Origin of the sequence: Streptomyces sp. TRM68367, assembly GCF_014495685.1 — a bacterium.
Taxonomy (GTDB): Bacteria; Actinomycetota; Actinomycetes; order Streptomycetales; family Streptomycetaceae; genus Streptomyces.
Map to the genome: position 1 here is coordinate 12733 of NZ_JACTVI010000100.1, position 15091 is coordinate 27823.

20 protein-coding genes are annotated in these 15091 nt (G+C 69.2%); 13 read left to right on the forward strand and 7 right to left on the reverse strand.

Annotation, left to right across the window (positions count from 1 at the left end):
- The 3 genes from H8R17_RS37515 to H8R17_RS37525 form a co-directional block, all read right to left on the reverse strand.
- A complete protein-coding gene (locus H8R17_RS37515; protein WP_187827685.1) occupies window positions 1-384 on the reverse strand; it encodes an RRQRL motif-containing zinc-binding protein in 384 nt (127 codons plus the stop codon).
- Window positions 381-755, reverse strand: a complete 375-nt coding sequence (locus H8R17_RS37520; RefSeq protein ID WP_187827686.1) for a hypothetical protein — start codon at window positions 753-755, stop codon at window positions 381-383. The genes H8R17_RS37515 and H8R17_RS37520 overlap by 4 nt, the downstream gene beginning before the upstream one ends.
- Window positions 756-915: 160 nt before the next feature.
- Entirely contained in the window at window positions 916-1191 is a 276-nt protein-coding gene (locus tag H8R17_RS37525; RefSeq protein ID WP_187827687.1) for a hypothetical protein, read from the reverse strand.
- A 703-nt stretch (window positions 1192-1894) separates the two neighbouring features.
- Between H8R17_RS37525 and H8R17_RS37530 the strand changes: the two genes are divergently transcribed.
- From H8R17_RS37530 to H8R17_RS37565, 8 genes are all read left to right on the forward strand, one after another.
- Window positions 1895-2146 (forward strand): hypothetical protein, encoded by a 252-nt coding sequence (locus tag H8R17_RS37530; protein WP_187827688.1) that lies wholly within the window; start codon window positions 1895-1897, stop codon window positions 2144-2146.
- A 206-nt stretch (window positions 2147-2352) separates the two neighbouring features.
- A complete protein-coding gene (locus H8R17_RS37535; RefSeq protein WP_187827689.1) occupies window positions 2353-3588 on the forward strand; it encodes a tetratricopeptide repeat protein in 1236 nt (411 codons plus the stop codon).
- A 72-nt stretch (window positions 3589-3660) separates the two neighbouring features.
- A complete protein-coding gene (locus H8R17_RS37540) occupies window positions 3661-3927 on the forward strand; it encodes a hypothetical protein (RefSeq protein WP_187827690.1) in 267 nt (88 codons plus the stop codon).
- A gap of 15 nt (window positions 3928-3942) precedes the next feature.
- Entirely contained in the window at window positions 3943-5463 is a 1521-nt protein-coding gene (locus H8R17_RS37545; RefSeq protein ID WP_187827691.1) for a helix-turn-helix transcriptional regulator, read from the forward strand.
- A gap of 237 nt (window positions 5464-5700) precedes the next feature.
- Complete coding sequence (locus H8R17_RS37550; protein ID WP_187827692.1) at window positions 5701-5853, forward strand: hypothetical protein; 153 nt, start codon at window positions 5701-5703, stop codon at window positions 5851-5853.
- A gap of 8 nt (window positions 5854-5861) precedes the next feature.
- On the forward strand, window positions 5862-6749 hold the full coding sequence (locus tag H8R17_RS37555) for a hypothetical protein (protein WP_187827693.1): 888 nt from the start codon (window positions 5862-5864) through the stop codon (window positions 6747-6749).
- Between the two features lie 82 nt (window positions 6750-6831).
- Complete coding sequence (locus tag H8R17_RS48960) at window positions 6832-8226, forward strand: DnaB-like helicase C-terminal domain-containing protein (protein ID WP_187827694.1); 1395 nt, start codon at window positions 6832-6834, stop codon at window positions 8224-8226.
- 118 nt (window positions 8227-8344) lie between these two features.
- Entirely contained in the window at window positions 8345-8581 is a 237-nt protein-coding gene (locus H8R17_RS37565; RefSeq protein ID WP_187827695.1) for a hypothetical protein, read from the forward strand.
- A 25-nt stretch (window positions 8582-8606) separates the two neighbouring features.
- On the opposite strand, the gene H8R17_RS37570 is transcribed toward H8R17_RS37565, so the two are convergent.
- From H8R17_RS37570 to H8R17_RS37580, 3 genes are all read right to left on the reverse strand, one after another.
- Window positions 8607-9002 (reverse strand): hypothetical protein, encoded by a 396-nt coding sequence (locus H8R17_RS37570; RefSeq protein ID WP_187827696.1) that lies wholly within the window; start codon window positions 9000-9002, stop codon window positions 8607-8609.
- A gap of 340 nt (window positions 9003-9342) precedes the next feature.
- Window positions 9343-9567: a DUF397 domain-containing protein gene (locus H8R17_RS37575; protein ID WP_187827697.1), complete on the reverse strand. Its 225-nt coding sequence runs from the start codon at window positions 9565-9567 to the stop codon at window positions 9343-9345.
- Complete coding sequence (locus H8R17_RS37580) at window positions 9564-10442, reverse strand: helix-turn-helix transcriptional regulator (protein ID WP_187827698.1); 879 nt, start codon at window positions 10440-10442, stop codon at window positions 9564-9566. The genes H8R17_RS37575 and H8R17_RS37580 overlap by 4 nt, the downstream gene beginning before the upstream one ends.
- Window positions 10443-10764: 322 nt before the next feature.
- Here H8R17_RS37580 and H8R17_RS37585 point away from each other — a divergent pair, with 322 nt between their 5' ends.
- From H8R17_RS37585 to H8R17_RS37605, 5 genes are all read left to right on the forward strand, one after another.
- Complete coding sequence (locus H8R17_RS37585) at window positions 10765-11049, forward strand: hypothetical protein (protein ID WP_187827699.1); 285 nt, start codon at window positions 10765-10767, stop codon at window positions 11047-11049.
- Window positions 11049-11432 (forward strand): hypothetical protein, encoded by a 384-nt coding sequence (locus H8R17_RS37590; RefSeq protein WP_187827700.1) that lies wholly within the window; start codon window positions 11049-11051, stop codon window positions 11430-11432. Before H8R17_RS37585 ends, H8R17_RS37590 begins: the two co-directional genes overlap by 1 nt.
- On the forward strand, window positions 11422-11841 hold the full coding sequence (locus H8R17_RS37595) for a DUF6415 family natural product biosynthesis protein (protein ID WP_187827701.1): 420 nt from the start codon (window positions 11422-11424) through the stop codon (window positions 11839-11841). The genes H8R17_RS37590 and H8R17_RS37595 overlap by 11 nt, the downstream gene beginning before the upstream one ends.
- A 665-nt stretch (window positions 11842-12506) precedes the next feature.
- On the forward strand, window positions 12507-13268 hold the full coding sequence (locus H8R17_RS37600) for a ParA family protein (RefSeq protein WP_187827702.1): 762 nt from the start codon (window positions 12507-12509) through the stop codon (window positions 13266-13268).
- A complete protein-coding gene (locus tag H8R17_RS37605) occupies window positions 13268-14122 on the forward strand; it encodes a hypothetical protein (protein ID WP_187827703.1) in 855 nt (284 codons plus the stop codon). Before H8R17_RS37600 ends, H8R17_RS37605 begins: the two co-directional genes overlap by 1 nt.
- 105 nt (window positions 14123-14227) lie before the next feature.
- On the opposite strand, the gene H8R17_RS37610 is transcribed toward H8R17_RS37605, so the two are convergent.
- Entirely contained in the window at window positions 14228-14782 is a 555-nt protein-coding gene (locus H8R17_RS37610) for a hypothetical protein (RefSeq protein WP_187827704.1), read from the reverse strand.
- Window positions 14783-15091 lie beyond the last annotated feature (309 nt).

A 15091-nucleotide genomic window follows, 5' to 3' on the forward strand; every position in this document is an offset into this window, starting at 1 on the left:
TCAGGCCGCGAGGGCGACCAGGTAGCCGGCGCACCCCGGGCAGCAGCCCAGGGACGTCGGGATCACGTAGTCGTAGGTGACCTGGCAGTCCGGACAGGTGCGGCGGGCGCGCATCATCGCGGCGACCGCGCGCAACCGGCCCGGCGTCATCGGCCGTACCGGCGCGGCCAGGTCGATGCGGTAGAGGTACGCGACGCGGATCGGGCGCTCTCGCTCTCCGGGCGGGCGCCGGCCGTACCAGAGGATCTGGGCGGCGACGTCCTGGCCGTTGGGCCGAAGTCCACGGGCCCGGAGCTGGCGACGCGTCGCCAGGCCGTCCGGCGCGAGCTTCCTCGGGTAGGTCGGGATGCCGAACTCGGTCCCGTCCGGGTCGTAGAACTTCACAGCGCGCCGAGGCGCCGCCGGACGTAGCTGACTCCGGCCAGGTCGAAGCGGATGAAGGACCGACCGATGCGACCGGTCTCGGCGTCGCGGCTGTACGCGACGAGAACGGCGCCCTTGGAGTCGGTCTGCACGTTCATCTTGAAGACCGTGCCGAAGATCTGGACGTCCGGGATGACGTCCGGGATGACGGACGGCGGGCTGTCGGAGTGGCCCCGGGCCATCTCCGCCCGGCGGTGGATCTCCTCGACCTCTCCGACAGTGATCTCCGCCCGGCGCTGCGCGACCACCCCGGACGGGTGCGTCGCGGCGTCCGCCGAGAACAGCGGGTCGTCGTCTGCCGAGACCAGCGGCCGGCGGGACGGGCGTGTCATGCTGACCTGCATCAGGTCCTCCAAGTCGAGTCCTGGTGGACAGCCCCCGGGGGTCTCACATCGCCGGGGGTTGTCGTCGTGTCGGCTGTCGTACGAGCAGCCACGGCCACCGCCGACCCGTCATGCGCGGGTCGGCGGTGGCTGTGGTCGTTCGTGCGGATCAGCGGGCCCACCACGGCTTGTCCTCGGGGTGGGTGTGCTGCTTCCAACCGCCCTCGGGGTAGCGGCCCACCAGCGCGCTGCACCGGGCGTTGGCCTCGGCGCCGGCGATCGCCGCGAAGGCCTGGGCCACCGCGGCGTTGGTCCGGGCGCTCTCGTGATCGCCGAGCTCGGCGGACTGGGCGGCGGTCTGTGCGTGCTGCACGGCCTTCGCGTACGCCACGGGTCCGGCCATGGTGATCAGATCGGTCGGTGTGGTCACGGCCTCGGTGGTCATCTGCGATCTCCCCTCACGGGCCCGGCCGACTGCCGAGCGTCCGCCGTCACCAGCCGTCGGGGCCTGGTGGCGACGGACGCCCGTAGTCAGTCGTCGTCTTGGGGCTTGATCGGGTCGTTGTCCCGGTGCCCGCACCAGTCGCAGCACGTCACGGGGCCTTCGATACGGTTCTTCACGGGTCGCACCTCCATGCGATCTGGGGCCGTGGCCCCGGCCGGTCCCCGCCTGCTACGCGGGGGCCGGCCGAAGAGAAGCCACGGCCACCGAAGCGGCACGGTCTGTGCCGCAAGTGCCCCGGACCGGACTCGAACCGGTCGAACTGCCTACGGGGCCCGCGATCTTTGCCCTTGTCTCACCGCGCGTATGGATCACTTGTCCGCCCTGCAAGGGCGGCAGGAGAAGGTGCGTAGCTAGTCGCGCGGCAGGGCCTGCGGCTTGTCGCAGTTGCCTGTACTTCTGACGGCCGCTCTTCCCATGTGCAGGCTGCGGTACGTCCCCTATGGAGTTCTCAAGATCACGGCCGCTTCCTTCGTACTCACCCCTTGCGGGGCTTTCCTCCGGGCGGTGTCAGGAGCCGGGTCCGAAGAACCGACATCCGGTTCGATTTCAGCCCCTTGGGTCCTCGATCTGTTTCCAGGATGACATAACTCTTTCCCGGAAACAACATGCTGACCCAAGAGGCTGATCCTGGTACCGTCGGCCTATGGTTGAGCTACCGGAAGAGGAGCGCGCCGCCGCGCTGAGGGAAGTAGCCGAGATCGGCGCACGCCGCGCGGAGCTACTCGCCGAGGCCGAGCGGCTGTACGCCCCCCTGCGTGCGGCGGTCGTCAAGGCGGCACGTGTCGACGCGCCGCGGAGCCGCATCCGGGAACTCGCCAAGATCAGTTCTAAGACCTTGTACGGCTGGCTCGAAGAGGCCGGCCTGGAGGTCCGCACGACCCGAAGGAGCCGCTGACGAACGCGCTCCCCCATACTCCGACCTGCCGCGACAGCCACTCGAACCACCCGTTCCGCATGCTGGTTGAGGGGCCACCTTGACGACTCGAACAACGGTCCTAAAAGTGACCTACCGAAGGGACATCCAAAGGTCACCAGTGGTTGTCACCTGTGTCTGGCCCCTCTCGCTGCCACACTCGGCGCCAGATTTCGGAGGTGATCACGATGGATGACCGTCCCGCTTGGGCGCGCCGGATGCGCGAGGAACGGACCGCTCGGGGGTGGTCCCAGATCACGGCCGTGCGCGCCCTGATGGCGCGGCTGCCGTACGACCCTGACGGACCGGACGAGCAGAGCGTGTTGAGGCAGTGGAAGCGCTGGGAGTCCGGAGAGAAGTTCCCGGACAAGTACAAGAGCCACATCGCCGCCACCTTCGGCAGCGTGACCGGAGCGTTCTTCCCCGAACACGCCCGTGGTGAGTCGCGCTCGCAGCTCCAGATCGCCACCGGCATGGACACGGTGGAGATCGTGGCCCGGATGCGTGCCTCGGACGTCGACCAGGCCACCCTCGACGCGCTGCGGATCACGGTAGACCGGCTGTGCTCCGAGTACGCCTACATGCCCGCGGCCCAGCTTCTGTCCGAGGGCCGCGCGTGGATGGGCCGGGTCGTCGCCATGCTGAACCAGCGGGTGAGCCTGTCGCAGATGCGCGACCTGTACGCGCTCGCCGGGAAGCTGGCGCTCCTGGTCGGCTGTGTCGAGTACGACTCCGGCGATCCCCGCCAGGCCGAGGCCACCCGCCGCGCCGCGCTCTCTCTCGGTGACGAGGCCGGCCACCTCGGAGTGATCGGGTGGGGCCACGAGATGCGGTGCTGGTTCGCGCTGACGCGCGGCAACTACCGCGGCGTCATCCAGGCCGCCAACGACGGCATCGAACTCGCCCCCAACGAATCGGTCGCAGCCCAGCTCTACGCCCAACAGGCCAAAGCCTGGTCCCGGTTGGGCGACCGGCAGCAGACGGAAATCGCGCTCGACAAAGGCCGCCAGGTCCTCGAAGCCCTGCCCTACCCGGACAACATCGAGGATCATTTCGTGGTCGACCCCGCGAAGTTCGACTTCTACCGCATGGACTGCTACCGGAAGGTCGGTGAAGACCAGCTCGCCGAGCAGCTCGCGGGCGAGGTCATCCGCGCGAGTACCAGCTGGGACGGTACCGAGCGCGCGCCCATGCGGATCGCCGAGGCCCGTATCACGCTCGCGGTCGCGGCCGCGCGGAGCGGCGACCTCGACTCCGCGCTGTCGTACGGGGAACGCGCCCTCGGCGGCGACCGCCAGTCACTGCCCAGCCTGACCATGGTCGCCAGTGACCTCGGCCAGGTCCTCAAAACCAACTACGCCACGAGCCCTGACGCGTCCGACTTCCTCGCCCATCTCCGGACCCTCATCGCCCCGGACCACTGATGTTCGGATCACCACGAAAACAACCAGCAATGCAATGATGCCACTGCCGATAATTTCGGCTATGCTCTGCGCGTGACCGAGATCCCCGAAGAACGACAGGCCGCAGCCCTGCGCGCCGTCGCCGAGGCCGGCAAGCGCCGCGCCGATCTCCTCGAACAGGCCGAGGAGATCCTGACCGAGGAGATCCAACCGCGCGCCATCGAGGCCGCCCGCCTCGGCGCCGGCCGCAACCGCATCCGCGAGCTGGCGCGCATCGGCCCCCAGGTCCTGTACCGATGGCTGGAAGCCGAGGGGCTGCCTGTGCGCGACAAACGCCCCAAGGGCAGCACGACCGAGTAGACGAGGGGAGGAACCATGAGCGACTTCAAGGCGATCGACGCACTGCTGGAGTCCGCGCCCGATCCGGCCCCGCTGCCTCCCGCAGCAGAGCGGCGCAGCCTGCGGGAGGACGTCGGGCTGTCGCGCGCACAGGTGGCCCGCGCCCTGGGGGTGAGCCCGTCGACGCTCGGCGGGTGGGAGTCCAGCCGCGACCCGAGCGGCGAGGCGCGCGAGCGGTACGCCTACTTCCTGCGGCAGGCTCAGGAGAAGATCAGCGCCCGCACGGCCGTCGCCGAGGCCCCGGCGCCCGAGGCCGAACCCGCCCCCTCACCTGCGCCGGAAGCGGACGGCGACGAGGACCAGGCCGAGCTCGCCGAACCGCGGCCGTGCGTGCTGTGCGGACAGCCCGCACGGTTCGAGGTGGCCGGCTACCCGCAGCACCTCGACCCCGCCGAGTGCACCGCGGCCGTCACCACCACCCCGGCCGCGCCCGCCCCGACACCCACGGCCGAGGCTCCGGCAGCCGAGGAACCCCCGGCGCCCCGGCGGCGCCCCGCACAGCGCGGCGCCGGTGGCGGTGTACGGGTCGCGCCGGTCGGACGGCGGGTGCAGCCCGCGGACGCGCCCGACCCGATCTCCACCGCCGTGACCGAGGCCCTGGCCAAGCACTCCGGCGACATCGAAGCAGCCACAAAGGCACTGGTGAAGCGGGCGATCCCGGACGCCATGGCCCTGTTGGACCACACCCGCAAGGGTGGGCGCTACGACGTCGTGGCGCACCCGTGGCTGCCGGACATCCTGCACAAGCAGTCCGCGCGCGGCTCGGATGAGATCTGGGAAGCGCGCCCCAAGTGGACCCGCCCCGAACTGCCGCCAGGCGCGCACGAGGTGACCGCGCTGGACATCAACGGCGCCTACCTCAGCGCCCTCAAGACGTGGCTGCCGCTCGGCAAGCTGGAGCACGCCACCGGCAGCCACCACGACCGGCGCCGCTCCGGCTTCTACCTGATCACCCCGCCCGAGTGGGAGCACGGGGCGGTGCTGCCCAACCCGCTCGGCTCCCGCGACGAACCCGGCCCGGTCTGGATCGGGGAACCGACCCTGCGCCAACTGCTGCGCCTCGCGGACAAGTACCACCTGTGCGACCCGCCCGAGATCCACGAGTCATGGACGTCCGGCGCCACGGAAACCCTGCTGGAGAAGTTCCGGATCACGCTCAGGGACGCCCGGGACAAAGCGATCGCAGACGGCGACGAGGTCACCCTTGAGTACGTGAAGGCGATGTACAGCAAGTTCGTCTCGACGCTCGGGGAGTCGAATTTCAACCGCGAGATCTACCGCACCGACTGGATGCACCTCATCCGCAGCCAGGCGTTCGCCAACCTCTGGATGAAGGCGTACCGGGCGTACGACGAGGGGCTGACCGTGGTCCGCGCCATGGGCACGGACGAGCTGCACGTGATCGGTGACTGGCGTGCGGTGTTCCCCGAGGGGCGCAGCGTGGCGGACGTGAAGGTCAAGGACGTGTACACCGTGGGCGCCGATGAAGAGACGTAGACCGCAGGCCGCCGGTCGCCGTCGGCGGCACCAGACCGAGATCACCCTCAGGTGACCGGCACCCTCCCCAACGGGGCGTAGTGTCGCCTGTACCAAAAGTTAATGGCCCACCGTGCTCCACTTGGGACTGGCATCCCGGAGTGGCGGCGGGCCGACCGCATAGGTCTCCGGTGAGTGTACCCGTGGGTGCGCTCGCCACGCGGCAGATGCCGCAGGGGGCCGGAAAGGATCGGCCGGATGCCCGGCAAGCACCACCCATCAACCGCAGGTCAGCGCGGAGCGGCTGCCCATAGCAGCATCGACGAGACGGCGCCGATCGGACAGGCGCACGCCCCCGTGTACGAGTCGTACGCGCGTGTGGTCGCGGCCGGTGCGGGGGTGGCCCTGTGATTCAGCACATGAACCTGGTGTTCCAGGCCGAGGGGCTGAGCGTGGGTGAGGGCGCGTTCCTGTTGGCGTGCTGCAACCACACCGACGCCAAGGGGTACGTGATCGCGTCCATGCAGCAGCTGGCAGACGAGGCGCACATGAAGATGACGGCCGCGAAGGCGAACAAGCAGCGGCTGATCCAGCGTGGGCTGCTGGCGTCGAAGGAGCGCTACAGCCCGAAGAACCGCGCCCGAATCGCCGACCTGTACCGGGTGAACCTGGAGCTGCTGGCGAGCATGAAGCGCGCGCGCACCGACTACGGACCGACCCTCGTAGAGGAGCTGACGTTCGCGGCCCCGCAGGAAACGCCCAGCTCAGACCCCCCGTCGGAATCCGACCCGACCCCCCGTCGGAATCCGACCCCCCCCCGTCGGAATCCGACCCCCCCCCCGTCGGAATCCGACGGGACAGGGGGTGCGGATTCCGACCCCCTTCTCCCTCCTTCTTCTTCTCCCTCTTCTCTCCCCCCGGTCACAGCCGACGCTGAGGGCGCGTCCGGGACCGCGACGGACGGGGGAGAGAGAGAGGCGGCTGCGCCGGAGGCGACGGGGGCTGACGCGGTCGTCGACGCGTACGTCCAGGCGCTGGGACGTCCGCTGCTGAACGGTTCCCGTGAGCGGCTGCGGGCGCAGGCTGAGCAGCTGCTGGCCGCCGGGTACCCCGTGGGGTGGCTGGCGGAGCGAGCGGCGGAGATGCCGGCGAACGGCTGGCGGGACCTGGTGCAGCACGCGGAGAAGACGCGGGTGCCGATCCCGGGGCAGGCCGGCCCGGCGGCTGGTGATGGTGAGCGGTGTCCGGAGCATCCGCGCCGTTACCGGGTCGGCTGCATCGACTGCGCGATGGCCGTGCCTGGCTGACGAACCAATGCGGGCCGCTCCCCGGCATGGGAGCGGCCCGCGGATCCCTCTGAACGCTTGACCGAACAGGAGATCTCTTCCAGTGTCCACGAACCTCCCCGCCCGGATCCCCGCCCAGCACCACGAAGCCCCCGGCAGTGACTCCGAACCGCCGTCCGCCGCGTTCACCCGCGTCCCCCCGAACGACCTCGACGCCGAGCGCGTGGCCCTCGGCTCGTTGATCCTCTCGGGCACCCCGAACAGCATGTCGTACCGGTACTTCGGCGAGATCCTCGACACCGGCCTCGTGCCGGAGGAGTACTACCGGCCCGCCCACGGGACCATTCACCAAGCCATCTGCGATCTGCACGAGGCGGGCGAGCCGGTCGACGCGATCACGCTTGCGGACCAGCTCACCCGCATCGGGGAGATCAACAAGGTTGGCGGCGCCTCGTACCTGCACACCCTCGTACAGGCCGTACCCACCGCCGCCAACGGCCCGAGGTACGCCGAGATCGTCCGGGCCAAGGCGTACCGGCGCGCGGTCATCGGGGCGGCGCAGCGCATCCTGCAGTACGCCTACAGCGAGGAAGGCGACGAGGACGAAGTCCGTGAGCTGGTCGAGCAGCAGCTCACCGAGATCATCGCGGGCACCCCGGGCCTGCACGAAGCGCCGCCCGAGGTCGGCGACCTGTACCTCGACTTCGTCGCGGACCTTGAGGACATCCAGACCGGCAAGAAGACCGGCCTGACGTACGGGTTCACCGACCTCGACACGGTCACGTCGGGGATGCACCCGGGCAACGTGACCGTCGTGGCGGCGCAGTCCGGCGTGGGCAAGTCCACGTTCGCGCTCAACGCCGCCGTCGCCGCAGCCAAGACCGGTGCGAAGGTCATGTTCTCGTCGCTGGAGATGAGCGGCATGGAACTCATGCAGAAGATCGCCGCCGCCGAGGGGAAGATCGCCCTGCACCACCTGACGCATCAGGGCGGCCTCACCCCGGAGGGATGGGAGATCGTCAGGCGCCTCGGTCCGGAGCTGTTCCAGACACTGCCGCTGCGGGTCTACCGGCCCGACGGCGCGTCACTGGGCGACATCGCCTCCGCAGCACGGGCGTGCGCCCGCGCCGGCGGCCTCGACGTCCTGGTCCTCGACTACCTCCAGCTCGTCGAAGCCGGGCAGTCCCGCAACATCACCCGCGAACAGGCCGTGGCGGGCGTGTCCCGCGGCCTGAAGAACCTGTCCGTCCAACTCGGCTGCCACGTCATCGCCCTGAGCCAGCTCAACGACGACGGACTCATGCGCGAGTCGCGGGCGATCAAGAACGACGCCACCGTTGTGATCAAGATCGAGCGGCCGGACGCGGACGACAAGGAATCGGCGCGGGCCGGTGAGGTCGACCTCGTGATCGAGAAAAACCGGTACGGGCCGACCGCCCGAGTGACCGCCGCCGCGCAACTCCACTACTCGCGTTTCGTCGACATGGCGCACACCTGATCATCTTCCCTCCCCTCGTGCGCCCCCTGAGCGCGCCTGTGAGCGCCGATCACCCGTTGTCGCGGTAAAACCCCCGCCGGGACGGGAGTTCGGCACTCACAGGCCCGTACAGCCGTTCTTGATCGCGCTAGAGTCGGGCCACACCGACGAGGACGACGAGGGCGGGGCGATGAGCACCAAGCGGTGGCCGGTGGGCCACGACGAGGAATGCGATGCTGCGCTGTTCGAGGGCGGGGTGTGCGTGTGCGCGGCCGGCGACGTCGGCGGCCGGTACGACGCGTACGACCGGCCCGTCTACGGCGAGGAACCGTCCTCGTACGACGGCCGGTTGGCCGGCCCGTCCCTGGACTGGTAGCCGCGGCCGAGCCCGCCCCGACTCCCTACCGGCCCGCGTCGGTGGGGAGTTCGCGGTAACGGCGGGAAGCGGTGTCGGCGGACACGCCCAACGCGTCGCCGATGGCTGCCCAGTCGGCCCCGGCCGCGCGGTCAGCAGCGACAGCGGACGCCACCAGGCGGTGCACCTCGTCCAGCACGTCCAGCGCCGCCGCGGTGTACCGGCCGGCCAGATACCAGGAAGCCGACACAGCCAGCCTCGAACCGTGCCACCCGGCCGGCTGCCGGTAGTCGGGCCGCTCGGCCTCGGCGTCCAGCTCGGCCGCCACGCGCCGCGCCGCGCTCGCCACCGTGTACGCAGCCGACCGCATCTCGTGCCGCCGCTCGTCGGCGTCTTCGAGGCGCACCTCGCGGCGGTCGGTGTTCCGGCCGATCTTGGCCATGAGCCGGCGGTGTCGGGCGCGGCACCGTTCGGAACAGAACCGACGGGGCCGCCCGCCCCGCGCCCTCGGCGCCGGCAGCCGCTTGCCACACCCGGGTCCCTCGCACGTCGCCATCCCGACCACGCTCCCAACCGGTCGGCCGTCCGCAGATCTGCGGATCGGAGCGGCCGGGAACCAGGGGTCTTTCCGGCCTCTGTCATCAGCACACACCCCGGATCGGCGACCGTAAACCCGGCGGGCGGACAGCCGGGGCGGGGTGGGTAGGGTCCGAGGGGAAACGAACGAGCGAGGCCGCCCCCAATCCTCCTGGGGGCGGCCTCGTGTGTTGGTGCGGCAGTGATCAGGCGTCGCCGAACTCGCCGGCTACGGCGGCGTTGACGAACTCCGCGAACGCGGCCTGGGGAAAGACCAGGGCGGGTCCCTCGGGGTTCTTGCTGTCCCGGACCGGCACGACGCCGGGGAAGCTCGCGGTGACCTCGATGCACTGCTGTGCGGCGTCGGAGTACGACGACTTCACCCAGGCGGCGCCCGTCAGGTCGAGCGCGGCGCTGTCTTCTGTGGTCATGAGGGAGTTCCTTCCATGATCTTCTTAATGGTCTCCCGGGAGTCGTCCACGGGAAGCGCGGCGGCGACGATCAGTTCAAACGCTGACTCGAACGCCTTCACATCGTCCGTCCCTTCGACGAAGTAGCCGCCCCGGAGATTCTCCAAGTTGATCACCGTGGGCCAGGGTGCCGGGAACCGGACGACGTGGAACGGGCCAGCCATCCCGGGGTGTGCCGGGGCATCCCTGGGCATGACTTGGATGGTCATATTCGGCAGGTCGCTCATGTCGAGCAGATGACGAAGCTGCTCGCGCATCAGCATCGGTCGGGCAGCGGACCTGTAGCTGAGAACTGCCTCGTGGATGATCGCCCACAGCTTGAGGGGGCCGTTCGGGCGGCTGCCGTCGGTGAGGATGGCCTGACGCTTCTTGCGGACCTCCGCGAGGGCGGATACGTCTTCAGGAGTGAGGTGCGGGCCGGTTCCGGCGATGATCTCGCGGGCGTAGGCGCCGGTCTGAAGGAGTCCGGGGATGATGCCCTGGGCGTAGATGTGGGTGCTCTCGGCGTCCTCTTCGAGGCCGATGTAGTCCTTGTACCCGTCGGCCACGACCGAGCCGTATGTCGTCCACCAGCCGGTTTTGTTGGCGTCCTGGGCGAGCCCTTCAAGGGCGGCGATCACCGTCGGGTCTTCCACGCCGTAGTGCGACAGGAGCGGCGCCACGTCCTTTACGGGCAGGTGCGCTTTCGCGTTCTCGATCCGTGACAGCTTGCTCGGGTCCCATTCCATCGCGTCCGTGGCGGCGTCGATGCTGACGCCCGCTTGGTTGCGCAGCCTGCGCAGTTCGCCGCCGAGACGTCGCCGGCGAACGGTGGGGACGAGGCGAACAGTTGCCATCGGTGGCCTGCCCTTCTGCGGGTCAACTCGGGTACGACTCGGGTTGCTTGACCCCCTCTTCGGGGTCATCCGGTGTGCTCACGGGTGCAGTCTGCCCGCCTCGGGATTTGCAGGTCCATGGCACTGACGTTCTAGTTTTGCGGATCCTAGTTCCAAGGTTGCAGATCATGCTTCCATGGGTGCATTCTGCCATTGTTGGTGACTCGCTGTCAGTCGTTGATCAACTGGCGGTAGTTGCACGCCCGTTCGAGCTGCGGCCGTCCCTGCCCCCCCGTCGGGGACGGCCGCCCCTTCACCCCGTCCGCGAGCAGTTGAGGCCGCGATGACCCCACAGCAGCAGGAGCAGCACCGCAGTACGAGCACCACCAGGACCACGGAGGCCGCGCGCTCCCGGCCGGCCCCGCCCCCGGAAACCGGCGCCCTCGTGAACGCCCCGGCCGTGCACTTCGAACGCCTTTCTGACCGGCAGCGTCATGGCCGTTCCTGCTGCTGGTGTGCCGGAACGCCGGACCGGCGGTTCCCCGTGCGGATACTGCGCGGGGCCGACGTGCGCCTGTACGCCTGCCTCCCGTGCGCGAGCATGTACGGCGTCACGGAGGTGTCCTAGTGACCGGCACGGCGGTGCTGTACGTGTGCGTCGAACGGTCCCACCGCCTGCGGGAGTCGGGGCGCTCTGACGCTGAAGCGCGGGCGCGGGAGGAGGGCCACGCGTACGCCGCGGCGCATGACCTGTCCATCGTCGCCGAGTTCGGCGACCTGTACGGCGCGGAGCCCGACCCCGGCCGGCGGCTCGGCTGGTGCGCGATGCGCGCCTTCCTGGCGGCCGGTGACGTCTCCACGGTGATCACCCGCTGGCCGTGCTCCGTCGCGCCGGAGTCCCACCACGAGCAGCGCTTCGCCGCACTCCGGGAACTACAAGACCGCGAAATCTCGATCGGATGGAGCTGGGAGCGCGCGGCGGCAGAGCAGGAGGCGCACCGTGGCATCTGACGACACCGCACCGATCGACGGGGCGACGATCCGGGAGGCGTGCCACGCGGCGCTGTGGGACACGCGCCCGAGGACGGCGGTCGAGACGGATCTCCTCGTGCTGCAACTTGAGGGGCACGTGCGGCTGCTCGCCCCCGAGGTGGCGGCGCGCGTGCCGAAGCTGAGCGAGGACATGGAGGCCCTGGCGCGGGTCGTGCTGCGGCACGCTGACGAAGCCCTCGATCCCGCTGCTCGGCCGGCCGACCAGGCGACACGGCTGTTTGATCTCGGCACCTCGGCGCGGGCGTTGCTGACGCTGACCGAGATGACTGCCCCCGAGGCGGACGACGAGCCCGAGGCGGACGAGGACGAGGAGTCTGCGGCCGACGCGACGGGTTGGCTCCTCATCGTCGGCCCTGCGGAGGGCTGACGGATGCCGCAGCAGTGGGTCACTGGTGACTGCTGGCTCGGGTGCGAGCGCACTGGCCTGCCGGTGATCTGGCTCGGCCCGGTGCAGTGGGACGGCCAGCACGCGCCCTTCATGGCGTGTGCTGACTGTCTCGCCCGCCTCAAGGCTCAGGCCCTCGCTCACTTCATGCAGAGTCAACCGGCTATCGCCTGACCCTTGTAGACCCCGGTGGCGGCCGGTCGGACGTCACAACCCGGCCGCCGCCGGTCCAGCTCCGTCCCACGCCCGCGTACGGGTCTGGGACGGCCCCACAGCTCCCGTGCGGTACCAGGCCAGGCCAGGCAAGACCGGCCGTGCGGGACGGCCCTTCGGCGTCGGTCATCCGCCGTGGGCCAGGCGCGGGCGCTCCACCCCCGAGGAGAGCCCGCCTCACCGGCCGCCCGCCCTGCTCCCCTCGGGGCGGGCGGCCCCGCGGTCCCCGCCGAGACCATGGCCCGCGTGGACCAGGCGCTGCGCGCCGTTTGTAGCCGACCCGAGGCGCCGGCACTTCGCCCGACGCACCCGCCGCGCCCCCGACACCAGCCTTGGTTTCGCCGGGTCTGCCCCGCCCGCTGGCACACTGTGCGCAGCACCCCCGAAGTAACCGCCCGCCTGTGCGGGTGGCGAAGCGTACGGAAGGACCCTTCATGGCACGCGTACATGCAACGGTCAACCGCAAAGGCGGAGTAGGGAAATCGTTCCTCGCGGTGAGCTGCGCGGCAGTCGTCGCCGAAGTCCTCGGCCCCAACCCCGACGGCAGCGCCAAAGTGGCTGTCGCCTCTGCTGACCCCCAGGGCACCACCCTGTGGAGGGCAGCGCAGCTCTCTCAAGTCCCCTTCGACACGCTCGACATCAGCTCGGATGTCGAGAACATCCAGTACCTCAAGAGCCTGCCCTACACGAACGTGTTCGTGGACACCCCGGGCTGGACCCCTCCGACGTTGGCGGAGCTGGAGCAGGGCGCGAACCCGTTCGGCGAGAACGACAAGACGGCAGCCATCCTGGACGCCGTGTTCAGCCAGACTGACGACGCGATGGTGCCCACGCTCTGTGAACCGGACTGCTACGAGCCGACCGAGTACACGATCGAGCGCATCTTGCGGCCCCGCCGCATCCCGTACGTTGTGGTCGTCAACAAGTGGCTTCCAGGCAAAGAAGACGCGTACGTCGACGGGACGAAGCGGTGGTGCGAGCGCCACGGCTATCCCGTGGCGAACACAGCGCCGCGCCGCTACCGCGTCCACGCCAACGCGCAAAAGCTCGTCACCGAGTACCACGACAACCGGGCCGAGCTGCAAGCGCGGCTGGACATCGTCAACCTTGCCATGGAGCACGGCCTCACCAGAGCCGCACATCTGGTCAGGCAACTCGAAGCACAGGAGCGTGCACTGCCGGAGGTGCACAGCTGATGACTGAGGGACGCCGTACCTCGATCGCCGAGATGATGGCGAACACGAAGACGGGCAACGAACTGCCCCCGGACAAGCGGACCGAGCAGCAGGCGACACCGAAGACGGAAGACGATTCGTCTTCGCGTCACCGTGACCAAAAGACGAATCGTCTTCCAGCGAGGCCCCGTCTTCCGCAAGTCTCCGACGCCCATTCTGACTTTCGGCCGCCTCAGTCGTCCGACCCACGCGAGCGTCTGACCTACTGCGTTGACGCCCTCAGGTACGCAAACAATCAGATCGAACAGGCACTGGTCTGGATAGAGCGACAGTGGATCCTGTGGGTCGCCGAGCCGCTGCGCATCGTCCGTGACGAAGAGCTCTGGCGCCTCGATGGCTACCCGACTTTCGACGCCTGGTGCCAAGCCCACTACGGCTATTCCGGCGATCTCGCGAACAAGCAAATCCGCGCGAAACCCATCGTTGAAATTCTCGCACCGTACGTCCGCAAGCAAATCAAGGAATACACCATCCGCCCCCTGCGCGGAGTATTCGACAAGCACGGCCCGGAAAAGGTCCTTGAGGTCTGGCACAGGGCAGAGCAAAACGGGGATCTGACCGAGGCCGGCCTGAAAGCCGCCATCGTCAGCCTCGGCCTGGGCGGCGCTCTCGGCACCGCTGACGCCACGGTGCCGGCCTCCCGTCAGCCGGTGCTCAGGCTGAAGGCCGGGGAGCCGATCAACCAGAAGGTGCTCACCGAATGGGCCCGCGCGGTCCCGAGCAACGAAGCCCGCAGCGCCGCATACGGGATCCTCGCCGCCATCGGCGATGTCGAACAAGCCCCGGAGATCGGCGACAATCCGCCCTCCCCCTAAAGTCCCGTCTCAACCCGGAAGCCCGGTGATTCCATGGAACCACCGGGCTTCCGGGTTGAAGGGCGCCGAGACTCGATGGGCCGGCGCCCTCACTCTTGCGCGGCATCAACCCTGGGTCTCCTTCACGCGCTGCTTCGCGCGCCACTCCTCCAGCAGCATGTTCGGGCCGAACTCGAACCACTCCGCGGTGTCCGGCACGGGCTGGCGGTAGTGCTCCGCGTCGCCGCGGTGCGCCCAGACGGAGACGCGCAACGGGCCGTAGTAGCCGTGCCCGTACCGGGTCGCCGTGACCGCGCGCATGGCGACGTCGACCGAACAGCGGGGGCGGTCGTCCTCGACCTCCGGCTGGGTCTGGTAGCCCGTGGTGAACGTCCACTCCGTGCCGTCGCGCCGTTCGACCCGGTAGCCATACGGCTGGTCGACGTCGACCGCGTGGGGGCCGCCGTAGCTGGCGCTGGTGTAGTCCTCGAAGTGCGCCCGCGTCTCCGCGCGTTCCTCGCGGAACTCGATTTCAAGAATGCCGGAGATGATCTCTTCCTTCGTCCACTTCTCCAGCGGGTGCTTGCTCCACACGTGGCCCAACTGGCGGTACAACGCGCACAGCCGGGACTTCTGCATCTTGGAGAGTTCGCGCCAGCGCTTCGTCTCTTCCTCGGTCAACGTCCGTTCCCTTCCGGATAGTTCTGGTGACACGGAAATGGTATCGCAGGCCCGCATTTGAGGATTCCCGTGGGGATAAATCAAGCCCGCCTTTCTTTCGAACCCGCTTTCCGCCTCGGTTTCCTGAGGCCGTATTGGCGCGTTTGGCTGGAGTGGGGAGGGGTGGTGTGCTCTGGCCCCAGAGTCTATCCGGGTGTGCAGGATGACGCACGCTGCTTGTCGTGATCCGGTGAGATTGGCTGGAACGCTTCCGTGTCCGGGGTTCGGGGTGCTAGTCTTCCCTTATGCCACTCGCCCCCAGGAACCTTG